General features: G+C 36.2%; 18 protein-coding genes. 15 read left to right on the top strand and 3 right to left on the bottom strand.

What is annotated here, in order from left to right; translation table 11 throughout:
• Positions 1-27 precede the first annotated feature (27 nt).
• Complete coding sequence (locus tag AC4PID_RS18245; RefSeq protein WP_492133421.1) at positions 28-909, top strand: DMT family transporter; 882 nt, start codon at positions 28-30, stop codon at positions 907-909.
• Positions 910-1,207: 298 nt separating this feature from the next.
• Here AC4PID_RS18245 and rpmB read toward each other — a convergent pair whose 3' ends face one another.
• The gene (gene rpmB, locus AC4PID_RS18240; protein ID WP_492133420.1) at positions 1,208-1,399 is read right to left on the bottom strand and encodes a 50S ribosomal protein L28; all 192 of its coding nucleotides are present in this window, start codon (positions 1,397-1,399) and stop codon (positions 1,208-1,210) included.
• 205 nt (positions 1,400-1,604) lie between these two features.
• Here rpmB and AC4PID_RS18235 point away from each other — a divergent pair, with 205 nt between their 5' ends.
• The 6 genes from AC4PID_RS18235 to AC4PID_RS18210 all read left to right on the top strand — a co-directional run bounded on the left by AC4PID_RS18235 (position 1,605) and on the right by AC4PID_RS18210 (position 7,425).
• Positions 1,605-1,961, top strand: a complete 357-nt coding sequence (locus AC4PID_RS18235) for an Asp23/Gls24 family envelope stress response protein (RefSeq protein ID WP_492133419.1) — start codon at positions 1,605-1,607, stop codon at positions 1,959-1,961.
• Between the two features lie 15 nt (positions 1,962-1,976).
• Positions 1,977-3,638: a DAK2 domain-containing protein gene (locus tag AC4PID_RS18230; protein ID WP_492133418.1), complete on the top strand. Its 1,662-nt coding sequence runs from the start codon at positions 1,977-1,979 to the stop codon at positions 3,636-3,638.
• Positions 3,639-3,725: 87 nt separating this feature from the next.
• Positions 3,726-5,747 carry an ATP-dependent DNA helicase RecG gene (recG, locus tag AC4PID_RS18225; RefSeq protein WP_492133417.1) on the top strand — a complete coding sequence of 674 codons (2,022 nt, stop codon included), beginning with the start codon at positions 3,726-3,728 and terminating at the stop codon, positions 5,745-5,747.
• A gap of 106 nt (positions 5,748-5,853) precedes the next feature.
• Complete coding sequence (gene rsmD / locus AC4PID_RS18220) at positions 5,854-6,402, top strand: 16S rRNA (guanine(966)-N(2))-methyltransferase RsmD (RefSeq protein ID WP_492133416.1); 549 nt, start codon at positions 5,854-5,856, stop codon at positions 6,400-6,402.
• Positions 6,402-6,896, top strand: coding sequence for a pantetheine-phosphate adenylyltransferase (coaD, locus tag AC4PID_RS18215; protein ID WP_492133415.1), 495 nt, complete (start codon positions 6,402-6,404; stop codon positions 6,894-6,896). Before rsmD ends, coaD begins: the two co-directional genes overlap by 1 nt.
• Positions 6,883-7,425 carry a hypothetical protein gene (locus AC4PID_RS18210; protein WP_492133414.1) on the top strand — a complete coding sequence of 181 codons (543 nt, stop codon included), beginning with the start codon at positions 6,883-6,885 and terminating at the stop codon, positions 7,423-7,425. The genes coaD and AC4PID_RS18210 overlap by 14 nt, the downstream gene beginning before the upstream one ends.
• Positions 7,426-7,502: 77 nt before the next feature.
• Here the strand turns inward: AC4PID_RS18210 and thyX are convergent, their stop codons facing one another.
• On the bottom strand, positions 7,503-8,195 hold the full coding sequence (gene thyX / locus AC4PID_RS18205) for an FAD-dependent thymidylate synthase (RefSeq protein WP_492133413.1): 693 nt from the start codon (positions 8,193-8,195) through the stop codon (positions 7,503-7,505).
• Entirely contained in the window at positions 8,179-9,393 is a 1,215-nt protein-coding gene (locus AC4PID_RS18200; protein WP_492133412.1) for a nucleotidyltransferase, read from the bottom strand. The genes thyX and AC4PID_RS18200 overlap by 17 nt, the downstream gene beginning before the upstream one ends.
• Positions 9,394-9,538: 145 nt before the next feature.
• On the opposite strand from AC4PID_RS18200, the gene AC4PID_RS18195 reads away from it, so the two are divergent.
• The 8 genes from AC4PID_RS18195 (at position 9,539) to smc (ending at position 19,621) form a co-directional block, all read left to right on the top strand.
• Positions 9,539-10,732, top strand: a complete 1,194-nt coding sequence (locus AC4PID_RS18195) for an acetate/propionate family kinase (RefSeq protein WP_492133411.1) — start codon at positions 9,539-9,541, stop codon at positions 10,730-10,732.
• 63 nt (positions 10,733-10,795) lie between these two features.
• Positions 10,796-11,293 (top strand): YceD family protein, encoded by a 498-nt coding sequence (locus tag AC4PID_RS18190; RefSeq protein WP_492133410.1) that lies wholly within the window; start codon positions 10,796-10,798, stop codon positions 11,291-11,293.
• Positions 11,294-11,312: 19 nt separating this feature from the next.
• The gene (rpmF, locus tag AC4PID_RS18185) at positions 11,313-11,483 is read left to right on the top strand and encodes a 50S ribosomal protein L32 (RefSeq protein ID WP_492133409.1); all 171 of its coding nucleotides are present in this window, start codon (positions 11,313-11,315) and stop codon (positions 11,481-11,483) included.
• A gap of 113 nt (positions 11,484-11,596) precedes the next feature.
• Positions 11,597-12,622, top strand: a complete 1,026-nt coding sequence (gene plsX, locus AC4PID_RS18180; RefSeq protein WP_492133408.1) for a phosphate acyltransferase PlsX — start codon at positions 11,597-11,599, stop codon at positions 12,620-12,622.
• 146 nt (positions 12,623-12,768) lie between these two features.
• The gene (locus tag AC4PID_RS18175; protein ID WP_492133407.1) at positions 12,769-14,025 is read left to right on the top strand and encodes an MFS transporter; all 1,257 of its coding nucleotides are present in this window, start codon (positions 12,769-12,771) and stop codon (positions 14,023-14,025) included.
• Between the two features lie 294 nt (positions 14,026-14,319).
• Complete coding sequence (gene rnc, locus AC4PID_RS18170; protein WP_492133406.1) at positions 14,320-15,021, top strand: ribonuclease III; 702 nt, start codon at positions 14,320-14,322, stop codon at positions 15,019-15,021.
• Positions 15,011-16,054: an elongator complex protein 3 gene (locus AC4PID_RS18165; protein ID WP_492133405.1), complete on the top strand. Its 1,044-nt coding sequence runs from the start codon at positions 15,011-15,013 to the stop codon at positions 16,052-16,054. The genes rnc and AC4PID_RS18165 overlap by 11 nt, the downstream gene beginning before the upstream one ends.
• Positions 16,055-16,063: 9 nt before the next feature.
• Positions 16,064-19,621 carry a chromosome segregation protein SMC gene (gene smc, locus AC4PID_RS18160; protein WP_492133404.1) on the top strand — a complete coding sequence of 1,186 codons (3,558 nt, stop codon included), beginning with the start codon at positions 16,064-16,066 and terminating at the stop codon, positions 19,619-19,621.
• Positions 19,622-19,625: the final 4 nt, after the last annotated feature.

The following is a 19,625-nucleotide window of genomic DNA, read 5'->3' as shown; positions in this document are numbered from 1 at the left end:
TCCAAATTTATTTAATGTGAGGCTACTATGAAATCATTTGTAGGTGAATTACTTTTACTTTTTTCTGTTGCACTTTGGGGTTCATCTTTTGCTCTAACCAAACCCCTTCTTGACTTTATGGGTGTTTTTACCTTTATGGCTGCAAGATTTCTATATGGTGGCCTTATAATGCTAGTGGTTTTAATTCCTTTCAAAAAATTCAAACCAGATAAATTGCAAATACAAGGTGGCATAATTACTGGTGTGTTACTTTTTTTAGCTTTTGTATGCCATACCTACGGGTTAAAGTACACAAGTGTAGCTAAAAACGCATTTATAGTTGGTAGCAATGTTATTTTTGTGCCCATTGTACTCACCCTTATTTATAAGAAAAAGCAAGTAAAGAGCGTTTGGACATCTACTTTACTTGCAATAATTGGTCTTGCTCTGCTTACACTTGATGATACAAGTGGTGCTTTGAACATTGGTGATTTTTTAACTCTTTTAGGAACACTGATTGTATCCTTTTATATTCTTAGTGTTGAGCGATATGTTAAAGTAGGGAATCCAATTAATATCGCCACAATTCAAGTTCTAACAGTCGGTTTATTGAGTTTTTTTTGTTCGCTATTTTTAGAATCTCCTCTGGAAGCATTAACAATGCGTTATATGACACCAAATGTGATTATAAATTTAACGATACTAGGTGCTGGTTGCACAAGTACTGCTTACATTGCAGCTAACTATGCTCAAAGCATTGTTTCCTCAACACGTACAGCATTACTCTATGTGTTTGAACCCATTTTCGGTGCTTTTTTTGGCTGGTGGCTTCTTTCAGAAGCAATTGGTATTCAAGGGCTAATTGGTGCTGGAATCATAATTTTTGCAACATTAATTCCTTATTTGCATTTGAAGCCTGATTCAAATTGAGTCTTATTTGATTAATAGGATTAAGTGATTCTATATTCATTTACTTATGTCTTCTTATAAATGCAATTAGTTACATCATATGTTATAAATAAAATATCAACTTCAATCATAAAATGAAACCACTTCTGATGCACCCGTCGTTTCCATCAGAAGTGGTTTTTTTCGTTTTACTAGCAGTTATAGAGTATAGCAAGTTAAAAATAGGATGATGAAAATATGTAATATAGGATTGTAAATATCAAAAAATTAAAAAGGCCATGCAAGATGCATGACCTACTTTGTAGCTATCATTTTTATATTATACCGCTCTTTCTACTTTACCAGAACGTAAACATCTGCTACAAACTTTAATTCTCTTAGTGCCACCGTTTACAGATGCTTTAACGCTTCTTAAGTTTGGCGACCAAGTTCTTCTAGTATGGTTATTAGCATGGCTCACGTTGTTACCAGCTACTTTACCTTTACCACAAATTTCACACGATCTTCCCATTTATTACACCTCCTTCGAGTGATTGACTCGCAACATAACAAACTTATTGTATCAGAGGAGCCCGTCAAGTTCAAGTAAAAAATGCATTTAAAAGCGTATTTTTTGTAATTTGTTGGCTGTTCATAGCTTATTAACTTGATATTGAGTAGATATTCCATTAAAATAAGTATAACATGGTTGAGTTATGTCAAAAAGGAGGAAAGTAATGTCCATAAAAATAAATAATGAAGTTGGCGAAATTACCATTAAGAGTGATGTCGTAGCGACAATAGCAGCTGTATCTGCTATGGAATGCTATGGACTCGTCGGAATGACATATAAATCAGCTAAGACGGGACTGGCAAAAATCCTTAAGGGTGAGCACTTGTCTAAAGGTGTTGAAATTGGAATTGAAGAAGATGGTATTCGAATTGAACTTTACGTGATCGTACAATATGGTACGAAGCTCTCAGTCGTTGCAGAGAATATTATTGAAAAAGTAAAATACAACGTAGAAACTCAGACTGGCTTGAATGTAATTGAGGTTAACTTAAACATTGAAGGCGTAAAAGTACAAGAGTAGCAGGGAGGAAGTAAAGTGGAACTTAATACCATAAATGCCGAGTTGCTTGCCAAAATGTTTAAGCAAGGAACAGTAGAATTAAATAAAAATAAAGGGTTGGTTGATGCTTTAAATGTTTTTCCAGTACCAGATGGTGATACTGGAACAAACATGTCATTGACAATGAATTCAGCAATTGAAAGTTTAAATAAGATGTCATATGAGTCTGTAGAAGAAGTATCAAAAGCAATATCTAAAGGCTCATTAATGGGCGCTAGAGGTAACTCTGGCGTTATACTTTCGCAGATTTTCAGAGGCTTTGCAAAAGGATGTAAAGGTAAGACAACTTTAAATTCAGCTGATTTGTGTATAGCATTTAAAGATGCAGCGGATACTGCCTACAGTGCGGTTTTAAAGCCAGTTGAAGGTACAATTCTTACCGTTATTAAAAAAATTGCAGAAAAAGCAGTTGAATATTCACATGAAGAGCTTGATTTGATCGAACTTATGGAACTATTAATTAAAAAAGGTGAAGAAACCTTAGATTTGACGCCTGAATATTTGCCGGTTTTAAAGCAAGCTGGCGTTGTTGATGCAGGTGGTAAAGGCTTAATATTCATTTTAAAAGGATGTCTTGATGCGATGCAAGGTATTGAAACTGATTTCTCTTCACTTAAAATGACTGAAGCAACTCATGAACCAGCACAAAACTTTATGTCTACAGAGGACATTCATTTTGCATATTGTACAGAGTTTATAATCGAAGGTGATCAAATGAATGGCTCAATTTTAAGAGCTGAAATTGAGAAACTTGGTGACAGCATGGTCTTTGTACAAGATGACGATTTAATTAAGGTTCATGTGCATACCAATAACCCTGGTGTTGCTTTGGAAGAAGCCTTAAAGCATGGTTCTCTTAAAAAAGTGAAAATTGAAAACATGAAGGATCAACATAGTACAATTATTGAAGGTGCACATGCTCCTTTAGATGAAACGATAAAGGTAGAAGAAGAAGCCGCTGTTCAAAATACTGAGCATGAAGAGGATTACGGTTTTATTGCAGTAGCTATGGGCGAAGGCTTTACTAATATCTTTAAGGATTTGGGTATCCACGGTAGTATAACGGGTGGTCAAACGATGAATCCAAGTACTGAAGATTTTATGAAGGAAATAGAAAAATGTGGTTCGAATCACGTGTTTTTATTCCCGAATAATAGCAACATCATTATGGCAGCTAATCAAGCAAAAGATTTATCTGATAAAGATGTTTACGTGATTCCTTCAAAGACGATGCCACAGTGTATCACAGCTATGTTAGCTTTTGATAGAGATGCTACTGCTGAAGAAAACTATGAGGCAATGCTGGCAAGCTTAAGCACTGTGAAAACCATCCAAATCACATATTCTGTGAGAAATACGACTTTTAACGATTTAACGATTGAGAAAGACGATTATCTTGCAGTTTCTGATGGTGATATCAAAGGTGTTGGCAAGTCAATTGAGGATGTTATATTAGAAGCGATTGGTAATACCATCAATGCAGATTCTGAAATCTTATCCGTATATTATGGTTCTGATGTTACTGAAGCAGATGCTGAGAAGGTAGTTGCACTAATTGAAGAAAAATATCCTGAGTTAGAAGTGGACATGTATGCAGGTGGTCAACCTGTTTACTATTATGTTTTTTCAATTGAGTAAGAAAATAAAGTAATTGAGTCAAACAGCAAGACTTGCAAATAAGCTTATTTGCTTAGCCTTGCTGTTTTTTTAATAATGAGGTGGCATTTGTTTAAACAACCTTTAACGCTTTTAAAAGGCGTCGGTGAAAAAAAAGCGCAACGACTTAGAAAACTTGGACTTGAAACATATAGTGATGTCTTGTTTGATTATCCCTTTAGATATGTAGACAGAAGAACCGTTAAAAAGATATCTGATGTTGTTTCTGGTGATATTCAAGTAATAGAAGGCATCGTTGTTCGTAAAAGAACGAAGTATATCCCTAAAACTAGAAAAGAAATGCTACTGTTAGATGTGCGATCGGATTACTACACGGGTGAGGTTGTTTTTTTTAATGCGCAATATATTTTAAGCCATTTTGAAGAGGGCTCTCGTTATTTTTTTTATGGAAAAATTGAGAAAAATGGACCTAATTTTAAAATGATGCAACCGGAATATGCACCTCTTACAAATAGAGATTTCTTAAGTGTTGTACCCGTATATAATTCGACTAACGGTATAACTCAATCGGAGTTAATAGCCATTCACAGACAGGTGTTGTCATATTGTTTAAATCAGTTAGATGAGACACTGCCAGAAGGGCTAATAAAACTTGCTAATTTGCCTTCTTTAAAATTTGCACTCAAAGAGATTCATTTTCCAACATCGCGAGAAACATATAAGTCAGCGAAGAAAAGACTGATTTATGAGGAACTATTTTTCTTGCAATTGCGTTTGATGTTGTTAAAACTCAATTATCATAAGCCTAACTTGCCTTCATTTTCATTGAACCGGCTAAATGACTATAAAATGAGATTGCCTTTCCAATTAACGGAAGCACAGGAAAAAGTAATGCTTGAAATCTGTGAGGATTTAAAAAGCGGTTATAGTATGAATCGATTGGTTCAAGGAGATGTCGGTTCTGGCAAGACAGTTATAGCATTTTTGACCTTATTAGCCGCTCATGATAACGGTTATCAAAGTATTTTGTTGGCACCAACAACTCTACTTGCCGAGCAGCACTATGAGAATTTTATCAAGCTATATCCAGAGGTACCAAGTTGTCTATTAACATCCAACATTTCAAATTCTGAAAAAAAGCGGATCAAAGTACAAATCGCTGAGGGTGAATTAGGTGTGATTATTGGTACACACGCTGTCTTACAAGAAGATGTGAGTTTTAAACAACTGGGTGTTGTCGTGACTGATGAACAGCATCGATTTGGCATTAGACAAAGATTATCAGCACTACAAAAATCTTTAAGACCGCATGCGTTGATCATGTCAGCGACACCGATTCCAAGAACGCTCTCACTTATTTTATATGGGGATATGGATGTGTCTGTTATAGCCCAAATGCCAAGTGGTCGTAAACCGATCAAGACACATTTTGTTGGTAAGTCAAAGCAAGCAGAGATGTATGATTTTATAGGTGCAAAATTGAAAGAGGGTAGACAGGCTTATTTTGTCTGTCCACTAATCGAAGCTTCAGAAACAATGGATTTGAAGTCCGCAGAAGAGCTATATGAGGAGTTAAAGTTAAAACTTACACCACACAAGGTTGGCCTAATTCATGGCAAAATGAAGGCGATAGAGAAAGATGAAATCATGCATCAGTTTAAGTCAGGAGAAATAGCTGCTTTAGTATCAACAACGGTTATAGAAGTTGGTATACATGTTTCTAATGCTACAATGATGGTAATCCTAAATACTGAAAGATTTGGACTTTCACAGTTACATCAGCTCAGAGGTCGCGTTGGTAGAGGTGATGAACAATCGTACTGTTTCCTTTTGAGTGACAAGTTGTCTGCCACTTCAAAGGAACGGGTTGAAACTTTAGTTAATTCTGGTGATGGATTTGTAGTCGCTGAAAAAGATTTAGAATTGCGTGGTCCTGGAGAGGTTTTTGGATTGAGACAGCATGGTATTCCAGAGTTAAAGCTGGCGAACTTGATCAAACACCAAGACATATTATCAGAGGTTCAAAAGCATATTAGAATTGTTATTGATGAATATCAAATGGGAAATGTTGAGTTTAAAGAGCTCATCCAAAAGCAGAATAACAATCTTGAAAAATGGTTTACACTTTAGTGCCTTATACCTATTGAAATAAGGCGATAGATTTCAAATTTTTGGTTTTGAAACCTATCTATAAAGTGTTATAATGAAGTGTTACTATATATTAAAGGATGTAAAAATGCGTGTCATTTCAGGAAGTGCAAGAGGTATAGTTTTGGATGCTTTAGAAGGCCTTGATACTAGACCGACGACTGATCGAGTAAAGGAAGCCGTTTTTAGCATGCTACAGCCGTATATTTATGGTTCTGTTTGCTTAGATTTGTTTTCTGGCTCAGGGGCTCTTGGCATTGAACTGTTAAGCAGAGGTGCAAGTCGTGTTTATTTGGTTGAGCAAAGTAAATCCGCTATGTCAATTATAGAGAAAAATTTAACTAAGACGAAGTTAACTACAAATGCAGTTACTGTCTTGTCTGAAGTATATGGCTTCTTAGATAAAGAAACCACCCATCAATATCAAATTATAATGATGGACCCGCCATACAACAAGGGTCACGTTAAGCGATCTCTTGAAAAAATCGCAATAAATAATCTTTTGTGTGAAAATGGCTTAGTCGTTGTTGAACATGCGATTGGAGATTCGGATCTAGATATAGAGTATGAGAATCTTGAAGTGATTAAAGAAAAAAAATATGGTAAAATTGGCGTTACTGTATTTAGGAGGCTCTAATGAAAGTTGCAGTTTATCCAGGGAGTTTTGATCCAGTTACATTAGGTCATATAGATATAATTGAAAGATCGTGTAAAATTTTTGACAAAGTAATCGTTGCAGTTATGTATAATCGCAATAAGAAACCTATGTTTAATGTAGATGAACGCGTTGAGTTGCTTAAGAAATCGACTCAGCATTTACCCAATGTAGAGATTGATCGACATGAGGGGCTCTTAGTAGATTACTTAAGAAACAATGACGTTCGCGTGTTGGTAAAAGGGCTTAGAGCTATTTCAGATTTTGAAGCTGAATTCCAAATGGCAAGTGTTAATCAAAAGCTGTGCCGTGAGATAGAAACCGTATTTATCATGACACGAACTGAATACATGTATTTAAGCTCTAGTATCGTAAAAGAAGTCGCAAGCTTTGGTGGCGATATCACTAATTTCGTCAATGAAGAAGTTAAAGCGGCTATCAATATAAAGTTGGGAGGTTCAAATGAGCACAAGTAAAATTCAGGAATTAGAATTAAGAGTATTAGAATTGCTCGAAGAATTTGAAGATAAGCTTGAGGCTTCGCCTACTGTGCCTCTTACAGGTAAAATTCTCGTTGATCGTCAAGAATTTTTAAGCATTATCAAGGACATCAATATGATGTTACCAGATGAATATCAACAAGTTAGATTCATCAAATCACAAAAGTCGCAAATTATTGAAGAAGCGACGCAAATTGCTGACGAACTCGTCAATAATGCACGCCATGAGGAGCTTAGAATAGTTGAAACTGCAAAAGCTCAAGAAACAGAAATTTTAATCAATGCAACCAATCGAGCTAAAGAGTTGATTAATGAGCATGAAATCGTAAGACAAGCTAGAATGAAAGCACAAGAAATTTTAACAGATGCTGAAGAAAAGGCAGAGGGTATTAGAACCGGTTCTTATGATTATGCTGAAGACATCATGAGACGTGTTGAAGTCAATCTTTCTAAAATCCTTCACACTGTACGTGAAAATATAGAAGAGCTTGAAGAGTATAAATAAGTTTTTAGATGAATAGTATCAATCACACAAAAAAGGGCTGTTGCAAATCTTATTGGATTTACAACAGCCTTAATTTTTTATAGATATTTCAGTAAGGCATCAAGTGAAACTGGAAACCTTTCCAAAGCAAGTTCTTTAACTGCTTCTGCATACTGTCTGATTTCAAATTGTGCATGGTCATCGGTTCTTTGTATTAAAAAATGTGCGACACCTTGAAGTGAAACTGTCCAATACCATCTAACCATTAATCCATACGCACTAGGGATGAAGAGACGCGCTTGCTCAGTCGCTATACCGGATTCGATTGCCCAATCATAATTGGCCATGCCAGATTGGATCTGCGCGAGTAAACGTTCCAAAGCTTCACCGCCGATTTTTTCATCTAAATTGGGTCCGCTACCTTGTTTTGAGTTTTCTGGTTTGCTACGCCAGTCAGTCGCTTCAGGCAGATAAAATTCTATCTCCTCAGTGACGTAACGTCTACTGGATTCATTCCATGCTGTAAATGGGTCTTGGTGTGATGAGCCAATAATATATTTCCACCACTGACGGGCTACCATGAGTGGGGCATAGACTTCAAACTGTAAGGTTGCGTGTCTAAATGGGCTAGTATGATCGTTCTTAGCGAGATAGGTTATGAGTTTTTCATCCTCTGGTCTAAGTGTCTCTGTCGCTCTATTAAAGCTAACTCTGGCTGAGTTGACGACAGAAAGATCGCTGCCCATGGTATCGACTAACCTTACATAACCATTATTAAATATTTTCTTCATCATGCCTCCTGTGTATATAGGGTTTTTTCAAATAATCTAGTCCACCTTTTCGATGTGTCACATCTTTTTGAGAGAGATAATAAATATCGGTTGCTTTAAGATCTAGTTCAAGCAAAGGATTATCTCTTTTGTAGGTATTGATATTTGTTATTAAAGGATAATACCCATTTTTCTTGATTTGACGTATGATTTTTTGCCCTACTTCATCAAAAGCTAAAACTCTAAAGTAATGATCCTCGTCATTAAACTGGAAAGGCGCTTTAATATCCAAAAGCAGATTAAGTAGCAGTCGGCTGATTTTAGTATGCGTATAACGCTTGGACTTTAGAGCTTCTAAAAGAGATTCATAAGAGGTTAGAGCAGGTGCAAGTTTATGAATTTTGTGCTCTAGCCCTTCTGTCATTTCTTTAATCTGAGCGAGGTCTTCTAATGAAGATGACTTAATCTTATAAAGTAAAGGTATTTCTAATTGTTCCATAAATACGGGACTGTATTTTGTCGCTGAAAGAATCTGATAAGCTGAGTCGGGCATATATCGATCGACAGCTTTGCCCGTTTTTACCCCTTCACGTATCCCTGTTGCGCTTGCAAAACGATCGTCTAGAGCAGTATCGTGATAACCACGACCTTTTCTTTTGACAACAAAGGGTTTTATACTTGACCCAAGTCGATTGAGGGCCTTAAGATATTCTAGGACTAAGATGGCATTGGATTGATTCATATCAAAGTCCTTGAGAAGATCAGGATGGAGTGACTTTAGAGCCAGTTCTCGCGCCTTAGGAAAGGTATTACCCTGTTCCATATAGGTCGATAATTCGGCTTTTAATGCTTCTGATTCATCTGTAAGGATGGTTGCAATAGCTTTCAGACGCTCAAGATCATCATTTTCAGATCCAAAAGAGATGTGTGTCACAACGCCAGTGGCATCTAATAGCTTCACTGCACCATAGGCAAATGCTTCGGCACTAGAGGTTGCATAGTAGGTGGGGAGTTCCAATACTAGGTTAGCACCGGATGCGACTGCCATTTCTGCACGTGTCCACTTATCATATATTGCCGGAGCGCCTCTTTGGACGAACTGACCACTCATGATAGCAATAACACCATCTGCATTTAGACATTCTTTTGTGTGTTCTATTTGATAGGCATGACCGTTGTGAAAGGGATTATATTCCGAAACGATGCCAACAATCTTCATATGACCTCCAAGGGCTGTTTGTTTTTTTCACGAATAATTCTTATTAGTGTTGAAAATTCATTCAATTACATTATAATATATATGTATGACCGAAATCACTATATTTACTATATCATATGATATATATATTCAAGGAGGGCAATTAATGAATGTTTTAGTTATCAACTGTGGGAGCTCATCACTTAAATATCAATTATTTGATATGAAAGATGAGAGTGTTTTAGCGAAAGGCCTTGTAGAGAGAATAGGTATTGAAGGCTCTAGATTAAAACATGAAGTAGAGGGAAAAGATAAAAAAACAATCGAAGTTTCTATGAAGGATCACAAAGAAGCGCTTTCTCAAGTGCTAGATGCAATTGTACATGCTGAGCATGGCGCTATCGCATCACTTCAAGAAATCAATGCCGTAGGTCATCGTGTTGTACATGCTGGCGAAAAATATAGTGCATCTGTAGTTGTAAACGACTCAGTAATGGCAGCACTAGAAGAGTGTATCGAACTTGCACCACTTCACAATCCGCCAAACATTATCGGTATCAGAGCAATCGAAGAATTGTTACCAGGTGTTCCAAACGTTGCTGTTTTCGATACAGCATTCCACCAAACGATGCCAAAAAGCGCATATGTATATGCCCTTCCTTACGAATACTACGAAAGAGATCACGTAAGAAGATATGGTTTCCACGGAACAAGCCACAGATATGTATCTGCAAGAACTGCTGAATTACTTGGCAAAGATCTTAAAGATACAAAAATCATCACTTGCCATTTAGGTAATGGTGCATCACTTGCTGCTATCGACGGCGGTAAATCAGTTGATACATCAATGGGCTTTACACCACTTGAAGGTCTAGTAATGGGTACAAGATGTGGTGATATCGATCCACAAATCGTAACTTATATCATGGGTAAAGAAGGCTTAACATTAGACCAAATGAATGACATCATGAATAAAAAATCTGGTGTTCTTGGTATTTCAGGCGTAAGCAGTGACTTCAGAGATATTGAAGATGCTGCAGCTGCAGGTAATGAAAGAGCTATCCTAGCACTTGATATCTACCATAGCAACGTTAGAAAATACATTGCTGCATATGCTGCTGTATTAGGTGGTGTAGATGCAATCGTATTTACTGCAGGTTTAGGTGAAAATGGGGTAGAAAGTAGAGAAGAGATCTGTAAGAACCTTGAATTTATGGGTGCAGTTCTTGATCCTGCTAAAAACAAAGTAAGAGGTAAAGAAACTGTCGTAAGCACTGACGATTCAAAAGTAAAAATTATGGTTGTTCCTACAAACGAAGAATTAACCATTGCTAGAGATACTTTAGAATTAGTTAAGTAGTTTTACTTGACAAACCTCTTCGATATAATTATAATGTTAATGTTGCATTGAAGAGGTGAAATTATGATCCTTGAACTTTCAAAGGTTATTAAAGGACTTCAGAATCAATCGGATTTTGAGTCAAGTTTAGAACTTGACAAGTCTTTTTTAGAGTCAATTGAGTGTGTGAACGCATCGGCTATTCAATTTTCAGGAAGTGTCAGAAAACTGGATAAACGCTATGAATTAACCCTCTCTTATTCTGGAGAATTGGTTTTCGAATGCCACAGATGCTTAAAAGACGTTAATGTTAACCTTCAGAATACAGTAGAGCGACTCTTAGCTACGTCACTTGAGACAGATGAAGAGGAAGATCTGATTTTGATTCAAGATGGCAAACTAGATTTGGTCCCTGTATTGGAAGAAGATATAACTTTAAATTTGCCACTACAAATACTTTGTAATGAAGATTGTGCAGGACTTTGTCCTCATTGTGGAAAAGATCTTAACAATGGTATGTGTGAGTGTGATGAAAAGAAAATTGACCCGAGACTTGAGGCACTTAAGAATTTATTCACTTAGATTAAGGAGGTGTTAAGATATGGCAGTACCTAAGCGTAAAATAGGTAAAGCGAGAAGAGATAAGAGAAGAGCATCTAACATTAAAATGACTGCTCCAAACATTATCGAATGTCCAAAATGTAAAGCGGCAAATGTATCACACAGAGAATGTGCTGAGTGTGGATATTACCACAGCAGAGACGCGAAATAATAAGAGGCATGAGCTTCTTGCAAAAGGCAATAGTCGTTAGGCTATTGCCTTTTTTACTATTTTTATTTATCATTAAAGGAAATAAATTATTCTTTTAAATATTGAGGTGTAGCATGAAAATTGGTTTTGATGGTATGGGTGGCGATCACGGACCTTTGGAAACTGTAAAAGGTGCAATAGATGCACTGAATATAGTTCAAAGCACTATCGTGATTTACGGTGATGAAACAAAACTTAATAATGAACTTAGTAAATACAAATATGATAAAAATCGTATTGAAATCGTCCATACAACAGAAGTAATAGAAAATGATGACAAACCAGTTAAAGCCATAAAGACCAAAGGGGATTCATCGATGGTGGTCGGCTTAAAAGCACTTAGAAAAGGTGAGATAGATGCTTTTGTATCTGCAGGTAATACAGGTGCACTTTTGGCAGGTGGTCTTCTTAAAGTAGGTAGAATCAAAGGCATTAGTCGTCCTGCTTTATGTACGATTTATCCGACGATGAACGGGGCTTCTGTACTTGTTGACGCAGGTGCAAATGCAGAATGTAAATCTAGAAATTTAATTGAGTTTGCCTATATGGGAAGTATGTATGCTGAAAAAGTTATTGGTATTCAAAATCCAAAGGTTGCTTTAGTTAATATTGGTGCAGAGGAGACAAAGGGAACACCTCTTTATATTGAAACGCATCAGCTTTTAAAGGAAACCGATCTTAACTTTGTTGGCAACGTAGAAGGTAGAGATGTACCTAGTGGTAACGTAGATGTTATTGTAGCAGACGGTTTTACTGGAAACATCATTCTTAAGCTAACAGAAGGGGTAGCTTTATCGTTAGTCGGTGGTTTAAAAACACAGATAATGAAAAATACCATAGGAAAACTAGGCGGAATTCTACTTAAAAACAACCTAAAGGACTTCAGAAAAATGCTCGACTATACAGAGTATGGTGGCGCACCGTTACTAGGTCTTGGTGGCTTAGTGGTAAAAGCACATGGTTCGTCCAATGCAAAAGCGTTTATGAATGCGATTAAGTATGCTCAAATAGGAATCGATAGCAAATTGGTGGACGCAATTAAGGATAAAGTAAATGACTTCCCAAAAGTCAGTACAGAAGAGTCTGAAGACGAGGAATAGTTATAAACGAAAAAGTAATCATATAGAAAATTAGAATCATATGATCATAAATAGCGGATAAACGAATAGCAGTAGTCAAACTTAACTTAATATTAATATGAATCGAACAAAAGAAGAGTAAAGTCATATAAAAACGAGGGGGCTTTATGAAATATTCAAAGAAAGAACGCAGTTGGGCACTGTACGATTGGGCGAACTCAGCGTATACAATGACAGTGACGACAACTGTTTTTCCGCTTTACTTTAAAGCGGCAGCGACGGATATGGGCGTGACAGCAAGTCAATCTACAGCGTATTTGGGATTTGCTAACTCTATCGCTTCGCTTCTCGTAGCCGTATTATCACCTATTTTAGGTACCTTGGCTGATTATTATGGATTTAAGAAACGGTTTTTTATGATTTTTTTAGCTCTAGGGGTTACCGCTAATTTAGTTCTTGGATTTGTCCCCGAGTCACAATGGTTGATGCTCTTGTTTGTCTATATCATAACAGCGATTGGTTTTTCTGGGAGTAATGTTTTTTATGATGCTTTTTTAGTGGATGTTACAGATGATGATCGGATGGACCGAGTTTCCACATACGGATATGCGCTTGGCTATATTGGCAGTACAATTCCTTTTATCATCGCAATGGCAATCATTTTATTAAGTCAACAGGGAATTTTGCCTTTTGGCGGCTATACAACACCTAAAATTGCGTTTGTTTTAACTGCAGTTTGGTGGTTTGCGTTTAGTATTCCGATGACAAAGAACGTCGATCAAAAATATGGTATCCCAAGAGAGAAAAATCCTATAGCAGGTAGCTTTAAACGATTGGCAGTTACTTTTAAAAATATTAAGCTTCATAAACCTGCATTTTTATTTTTATTGGCTTATTTTTTCTATATTGATGGTGTGGATACAATTATTAAAATGGCAACTTCATATGGCTCGGATTTGGGTGTCAGTGACAACATGCTCTTAATTATATTATTGGTAACTCAGTTTGTTGCCTTTCCATCTGCAATCATATTTGGACAATTGGCTGAAAAGCTTAAAGGAAAGACGATGCTCTATGTAGCGATCGGAATCTATACGTTAATTTGTATCTATGCATTTTTCATGAAGACAACTTTGGATTTCTGGGTTTTAGCAATCTTAGTAGGTCTCGTTCAAGGCGGTATTCAAGCAATTAGTCGATCCTATTATGCGAAGCTAATCCCAAAGGACAAATCAAATGAGTTCTTTGGATTCTTCAATATATTTGGTAAGTTTGCTGCAATTATGGGACCTTTGTTAATGGGTTTTGTCACTTATGTTACAGGTAAAAGCAACTACGGTGTTTTAAGCATCGTTATTTTGTTTATCATTGGTGGTTTGATTTTAATTAAGGTACCAACGGATAAAGTACAGGTTTCTGAGTAATTTTAGTTTTAGGAATGAATATTGTTCCTCTGGATGAGTAATTTATTCGATACATTAAATCATAACGCCTATCACATATAGGTCTTTACAACTATATTGTGATAGGCGTTTTATTTTTAATTAAATCATTGTTTTTTATGGCTCAAAATTATAAAATAAGAAGTGTGCCTATCAGTCAAAGGTCGTTTAAATATATTATGACGTAATAATAACCTCACGATGTAATAGTATATTTAAGTGCCCTTTCAAATTAAATTAGAATGCTAAGCATTCTGAGAAAGAAAGGATGATACTATGGATGTTTTAATTAAAGAAATCGAAGCATTAATTGGTTACAATTTTAAAGAATCACATTATCTTACAAGAGCATTGACGCATAGCTCATATTCCAATGAGAATAAAAAAGAAAAACTTAAAAACAACGAAAGACTTGAGTTTTTAGGGGATTCAGTCTTAGGGTTAATTATTAGTGAGTTTATCTTTAGTCACTATCTTCAATTAGAAGAAGGTCAACTGACTAAGGTAAGAGCAAAGATTGTTTGTGAAGCTTCGCTAGGTGAAGCTGCAAGACGTATCAAATTGGGTGAGTATATGTTGTTTGGACGTGGAGAAGAAATGACTGGTGGTAGAGAACGCGCTTCTATACTATCAGATGCCTTCGAAGCTCTAATTGCTGCGATATTTTTAGATGGTGGTATGGAATGTGCAAGAGAATTTGTTTTAAAGCAATTAAAAGCCACTATAGACGATGCAGTACAAGGTAAATTATTTGTTGACTATAAAACCCGACTTCAAGAAGTGATTCAGGTTCAAAAAGGGAATCGCATTAAGTATGATATCGTTAGAGAAGAAGGTCCCGATCATTCAAAGATCTTTTTTACTGAAGTTAAGTTGAATGATGCGGTTATCGGCATCGGTTCTGGCAGAAGTAAGAAAGAATCTGAGCAAGAGGCTGCTAAGCAAGGTCTATTGAGGTTGGCAACTGATGAAAAATAGCGTTGGTATCATTCCAGTATTTGTATCTCATATGGGATGTCCAAACGATTGTGTATTTTGCAATCAAAGAAAAATTAATGGGGTTACAGAGGCATTAAAGCCTTTAGAATTATACAGTTATGTTGATCGTTATATTGAAACAATGAAGCGAGACGTGATAGAGCTCGCTTTTTTCGGTGGCAGCTTTACAGGAATTGATGTAAAGCTACAAACTGAATATCTACGCGTTGCAAAGCAATTAAAGATGGAAGGTAAGATTCATAAAATAAGGTTATCAACTCGACCTGACTATATTGATCCTGGGACGATTGATCGATTGTTACATTATGATGTGGATTTGGTCGAGCTAGGGTGTCAATCTTTTGATGATGTCGTACTTAGTGCTAGTAAAAGAGGGCATACAGAACAGGCAATATTTGAAGCGGTTGAGATGCTATCAAATGCTAAGATTTCATTTGGTATTCAACTTATGTTAGGGCTTCCAAATGATACTGATGATAAATTTAAAATGTCAGTGAGAAAGGCTATTGCTTTAAAACCTGAGTGCGTAAGACTTTATCCAACACTCGTTGTCAATTTAACTGAGTTAGCAGTTAGATATAGTGACAATGCGTATGAAACGTTATCATTAGAACGAGCGGTAGCATTATGCGCATGGGCATTGGCTGAGTTTGTTAAAGCAGATATCGATGTAATTAGGATTGGACTACAGCGAACTGACCTTATTGATTTTGACGGTGATGTAATTGCTGGTCCATTTCATCCAGCGTTTGGTGAGCTGGTATGGTCAAAATACTATTTTGATGTAGTAATCAGTAGTATTGAAAAACTATATGAAGATGATTCTTTTATTACAGTAAAAGTACATCCCAATTCATATTCAAAGCTCATTGGGCAAAAGAAGAAGAATTTATATGATTTGAAAAGTCGCTATGGCGAAAGCGTTTTTTTTGAGACAGATGATCAGCTATCAATTAATCAGCTAATCGTAAGCGTCGGAAATCGTACTGAAAAGACAATACTTTATACTTAGAGGTGTTTTGTGTATTTAAAACAAGTTGAAATGAGAGGCTTTAAGTCTTTTGCAGATAAAACGACAGTAGAGTTTAAAGAAGGTGTCACTTGCGTCGTCGGACCAAATGGCAGTGGGAAAAGTAATATTACTGATGCAGTGCGATGGGTTCTTGGGGAACAACGTGTGAAGACGTTAAGAGGTAACAAGATGGAAGATGTTATTTTTAACGGTACGAAGCACAGAAAATCTCTGGGACTGGCAGAAGTAAAATTAACGTTTGATAATAGTGGCCAATTTTTCCCGCTTGATTATGATGAAATCACGGTGGTTAGACGTGTTCATAGATCAGGTGAAAGTGAGTACTTCATTAATCAGATGCCTTGTCGCTTGAAGGATGTTCGTGAACTCTTTATGGATACAGGAATCGGTAGAGAAGGTTATTCTATCATAGGTCAAGGGCGTATCGACGAAATTTTAAGCAATAACAAAGAAGAGCGTCGCCTTCTTTTTGAAGAGGCAGCAGGTATTATAAAATACAAAGGACGAAAAATTGAATCTGAAAAGAAGTTGAAAGCAACCACGGATAACTTACTTAGAGTTGAGGATATTTTAACCGAGATTGAAGATCGCGTAGAGCCTTTGAAATACGAAAGTGAACGTGCTAAAAAATTCATAGATCTTTCTGAAACGCTTAAAAGTATTGAGCTTAATTACTATGCAAAACGATATATGGTATGCGAGCAAAATTTAATGGAAATTATGGCTCAAACTCAAACCCTTCAAGATGTTATAAAAGCAATAGAGGACAGTCAGCTTTCATATAAGCAGTCTTATAATGAAAAAGATCAAAAGGTTTATGAGATTAATCGTGAAATTAGAGAACTGGAAGACCAGTTTCATGAACTTAAAAATTTAGAGAGTAAAACATTAGGTGATAGAGAGCTTCTTAATGAGAAGATTGCCAATACTGGAGTCAATATAAAGCGCTTACAAGATGAAATTGATGAGCTTAAGCAAAATCAAAGCAATATCAAGAGGAACATCGATCTTTTAGAAGAAGAAAAGCAAGTGATTAGCTCTGAAATGGAAACGCTATTGAATGACCTTAACTTGCTAAACGATAAACTAAATGATAGTGAGTTTGCTTTAAGTGAAAAGAAGTCAGAGAATGCCAACCAAAAGAAAACAGTTATCGATCAATTGAATCAAATTGAACTTAAAAAGCAAGAAAATGAGTCTTTAACCAAACGAGGACATTTATTAAATGAAAAAATTGAGTTGATTTCTGCTCAAATTGAAGCACAGAAGAACCTAATAGAGCAATCTGAAAGTGATAAGGTCATTGTTACAAAGGCTCTTGAAACCGCTCTTGTCAACAAAGATGCTTTAAATGAGTCGCTGGGAAAAGCCATTCAATTTGTAGAGTATAATAAAAAAGAGTTCAGTGAGAATGCGAGAGTGCTGGATAAAATCAGTACAGAGCTATCACAAAGCGAAACAGAACATCAATTATTGAAAACACTCGAGGAAGAGTATGATGGCTACGATAAAGGGGTTAAAGATATTTTAAAACACCTTCCAGATCAAAGTGGCATCATTGGCATCGTAGCATCTTTATTAGACGTTCCTAAAAAGTATGAAATCGCTATTGAAGTGGCACTTGGCAGAGCCATTCAGAATATTGTCTGTGAAAAAATCAGTGATGCAAAACGTTCTATTGATTATTTGAGAAAGAATGATCTAGGTCGTGTTACTTTTTTACCTATAGAAAATTTAGAAGAAAAAGGCCAACAAGAGGACATGATCTCCAAAGCCAAGAAAGAAAAAGGTTTTATTGGTGTTGCAAAAGATCTTGTCACTGTCGATCGTGAACTTGAAATACTTGCCGATTTTCTTTTAGGTCGGATCTTAATCGTTGAAGATTTCGATACAGCAAGCCGATTGATCCGCATCAAAAATTTAAAGTATAAAGTCATTACGCTTCAAGGGGATATATTAACACCTGGTGGCGCAATATCAGGCGGTTCATTTAGATCTAAAGTATCAAACATACTAGGAAGAAAAAGAAGAATTAATGAACTTGGTGAAACGATTCTTTCATTACGAGATCAAAGAACAGCTTTGATTGAGAAAAATGAGCAAATTCAACAATCACTTACTGAGCATGAAGCGATTACCAAGTCGATTAGAGAAAAGCAGGATGAAACCCGATTGGAAATTGTACGTCTTGAGCACACTTTAGAAAATTATGAACAGCAAGCGTCGAGTTCTCAGGACATTTATCAAAAATACCAGAATGATCTAGATACATTGACAGAAGAGTTGAATGAATCTGGCGTTACAATTGAACGAAATACAAAGGACATTGTGCTCTTAAATGAAGCGGTTTCACAGGTGGAATCAACCTTATCTAATGCTGACGAAGCGGTTGAAAACTTAGAAATATCAGTAAAAGAGCTTGTTGAACGCATCAACTCAAATAAACTTAAACAGGCTTCTCTTGAACAATCCATTAATTTTAAGGAAAGAGAGCTTCTTAGAATTCAAGATGAAGCAGAGCTCTTTAATCAACGTTTGAAAATAAGAGAAAAGCAAAATCTAGAGTTCAATGAACACAAAGAAATATTCGAAGAGCAAGTTGAGACTTTAAGTCAGAATTTGTTAGAAATAAAATCAAATATTGAAAAATCCCAGATGAATATCGCCAATCATATGGCACTTAAGCAAGATGAGTATAAACATCTGAATGGTTTAACGAAAGAACTTGAATCTTTGTCATCAAAGCACGAAGAGTCAAAAGAACAACTTCACAAGCTCGAGGTAAAACGTGCGAAGCTTGAGGTTGAAAAAGATTCTGTAGTGACGGAGCTTTGGGAAAAATATGAAATGAGTATTGCAGAAGCGCTTCAGGTTGAAGAAGTACCTTATCAAAAATCTGAAATGAATCAGCTCAGGACAGAACTTAAAATGCTAGGCAACGTTAATTTAAATGCGATTAAAGAATACGAAGAGGTTTCAACGCGCTTTACATTCTTAACGGAACAGAAAAAAGATTTGCTAGAGGCAATCGGTCATCTAGAGAAAATCATTGCTGACTTGGAAAAGAAGATGATTGTTATGTTTAAAGAAAACTTTGATTTAATCAATGAACACTTTAAATCGACGTTCAAAGATCTTTTCAATGGTGGTGATGCAGAGCTTCTTTTAAGCGATTATGACGATTTGCTGGATTGTGACATAGAGATTATCGCACAACCACCTGGCAAAAAACTGCAAAGTATCAATTTGCTATCAGGCGGGGAGAAGGCTTTAACAGCGATTGCACTTTTATTTGCGATCCTTTCTACAAAGCCGACGCCATTTTGTATCTTAGACGAGATAGAAGCTGCGCTTGACGATGTCAACGTCTATCGTTTTGCCGACTTCATCAAGGCGTATGCTAAGAATTCTCAGTTTGTCGTTATTACACATAGAAAAGGAACTATGGAGGTTGCCGATACACTTTATGGTGTTACGATGGAAGAGTATGGTATTTCAAAAGTTTTAAGTGTCAAGCTTGAAGATATTGCAGCTCAACTTGATTAAAAGT

It is taken from the genome of Fusibacter sp. QWL-12, from assembly GCF_058683495.1.
This window is presented reverse-complemented; position numbering and strand designations above follow the sequence as displayed.

Coding starts and splice junctions, on each gene's coding strand:
- AC4PID_RS18245 (WP_492133421.1), top strand. CDS start 28: ATGAAATCATTTGTAGGTGAATTACTTTTACTTTTTTCTGTTGCACTT.
- rpmB (WP_492133420.1), bottom strand. CDS start 1,399: ATGGGAAGATCGTGTGAAATTTGTGGTAAAGGTAAAGTAGCTGGTAAC.
- AC4PID_RS18235 (WP_492133419.1), top strand. CDS start 1,605: ATGTCCATAAAAATAAATAATGAAGTTGGCGAAATTACCATTAAGAGT.
- rsmD (WP_492133416.1), top strand. CDS start 5,854: ATGCGTGTCATTTCAGGAAGTGCAAGAGGTATAGTTTTGGATGCTTTA.
- coaD (WP_492133415.1), top strand. CDS start 6,402: ATGAAAGTTGCAGTTTATCCAGGGAGTTTTGATCCAGTTACATTAGGT.
- AC4PID_RS18210 (WP_492133414.1), top strand. CDS start 6,883: ATGAGCACAAGTAAAATTCAGGAATTAGAATTAAGAGTATTAGAATTG.
- thyX (WP_492133413.1), bottom strand. CDS start 8,195: ATGAAGAAAATATTTAATAATGGTTATGTAAGGTTAGTCGATACCATG.
- AC4PID_RS18200 (WP_492133412.1), bottom strand. CDS start 9,393: ATGAAGATTGTTGGCATCGTTTCGGAATATAATCCCTTTCACAACGGT.
- AC4PID_RS18195 (WP_492133411.1), top strand. CDS start 9,539: ATGAATGTTTTAGTTATCAACTGTGGGAGCTCATCACTTAAATATCAA.
- AC4PID_RS18190 (WP_492133410.1), top strand. CDS start 10,796: ATGATCCTTGAACTTTCAAAGGTTATTAAAGGACTTCAGAATCAATCG.
- rpmF (WP_492133409.1), top strand. CDS start 11,313: ATGGCAGTACCTAAGCGTAAAATAGGTAAAGCGAGAAGAGATAAGAGA.
- plsX (WP_492133408.1), top strand. CDS start 11,597: ATGAAAATTGGTTTTGATGGTATGGGTGGCGATCACGGACCTTTGGAA.
- AC4PID_RS18175 (WP_492133407.1), top strand. CDS start 12,769: ATGAAATATTCAAAGAAAGAACGCAGTTGGGCACTGTACGATTGGGCG.
- rnc (WP_492133406.1), top strand. CDS start 14,320: ATGGATGTTTTAATTAAAGAAATCGAAGCATTAATTGGTTACAATTTT.
- AC4PID_RS18165 (WP_492133405.1), top strand. CDS start 15,011: ATGAAAAATAGCGTTGGTATCATTCCAGTATTTGTATCTCATATGGGA.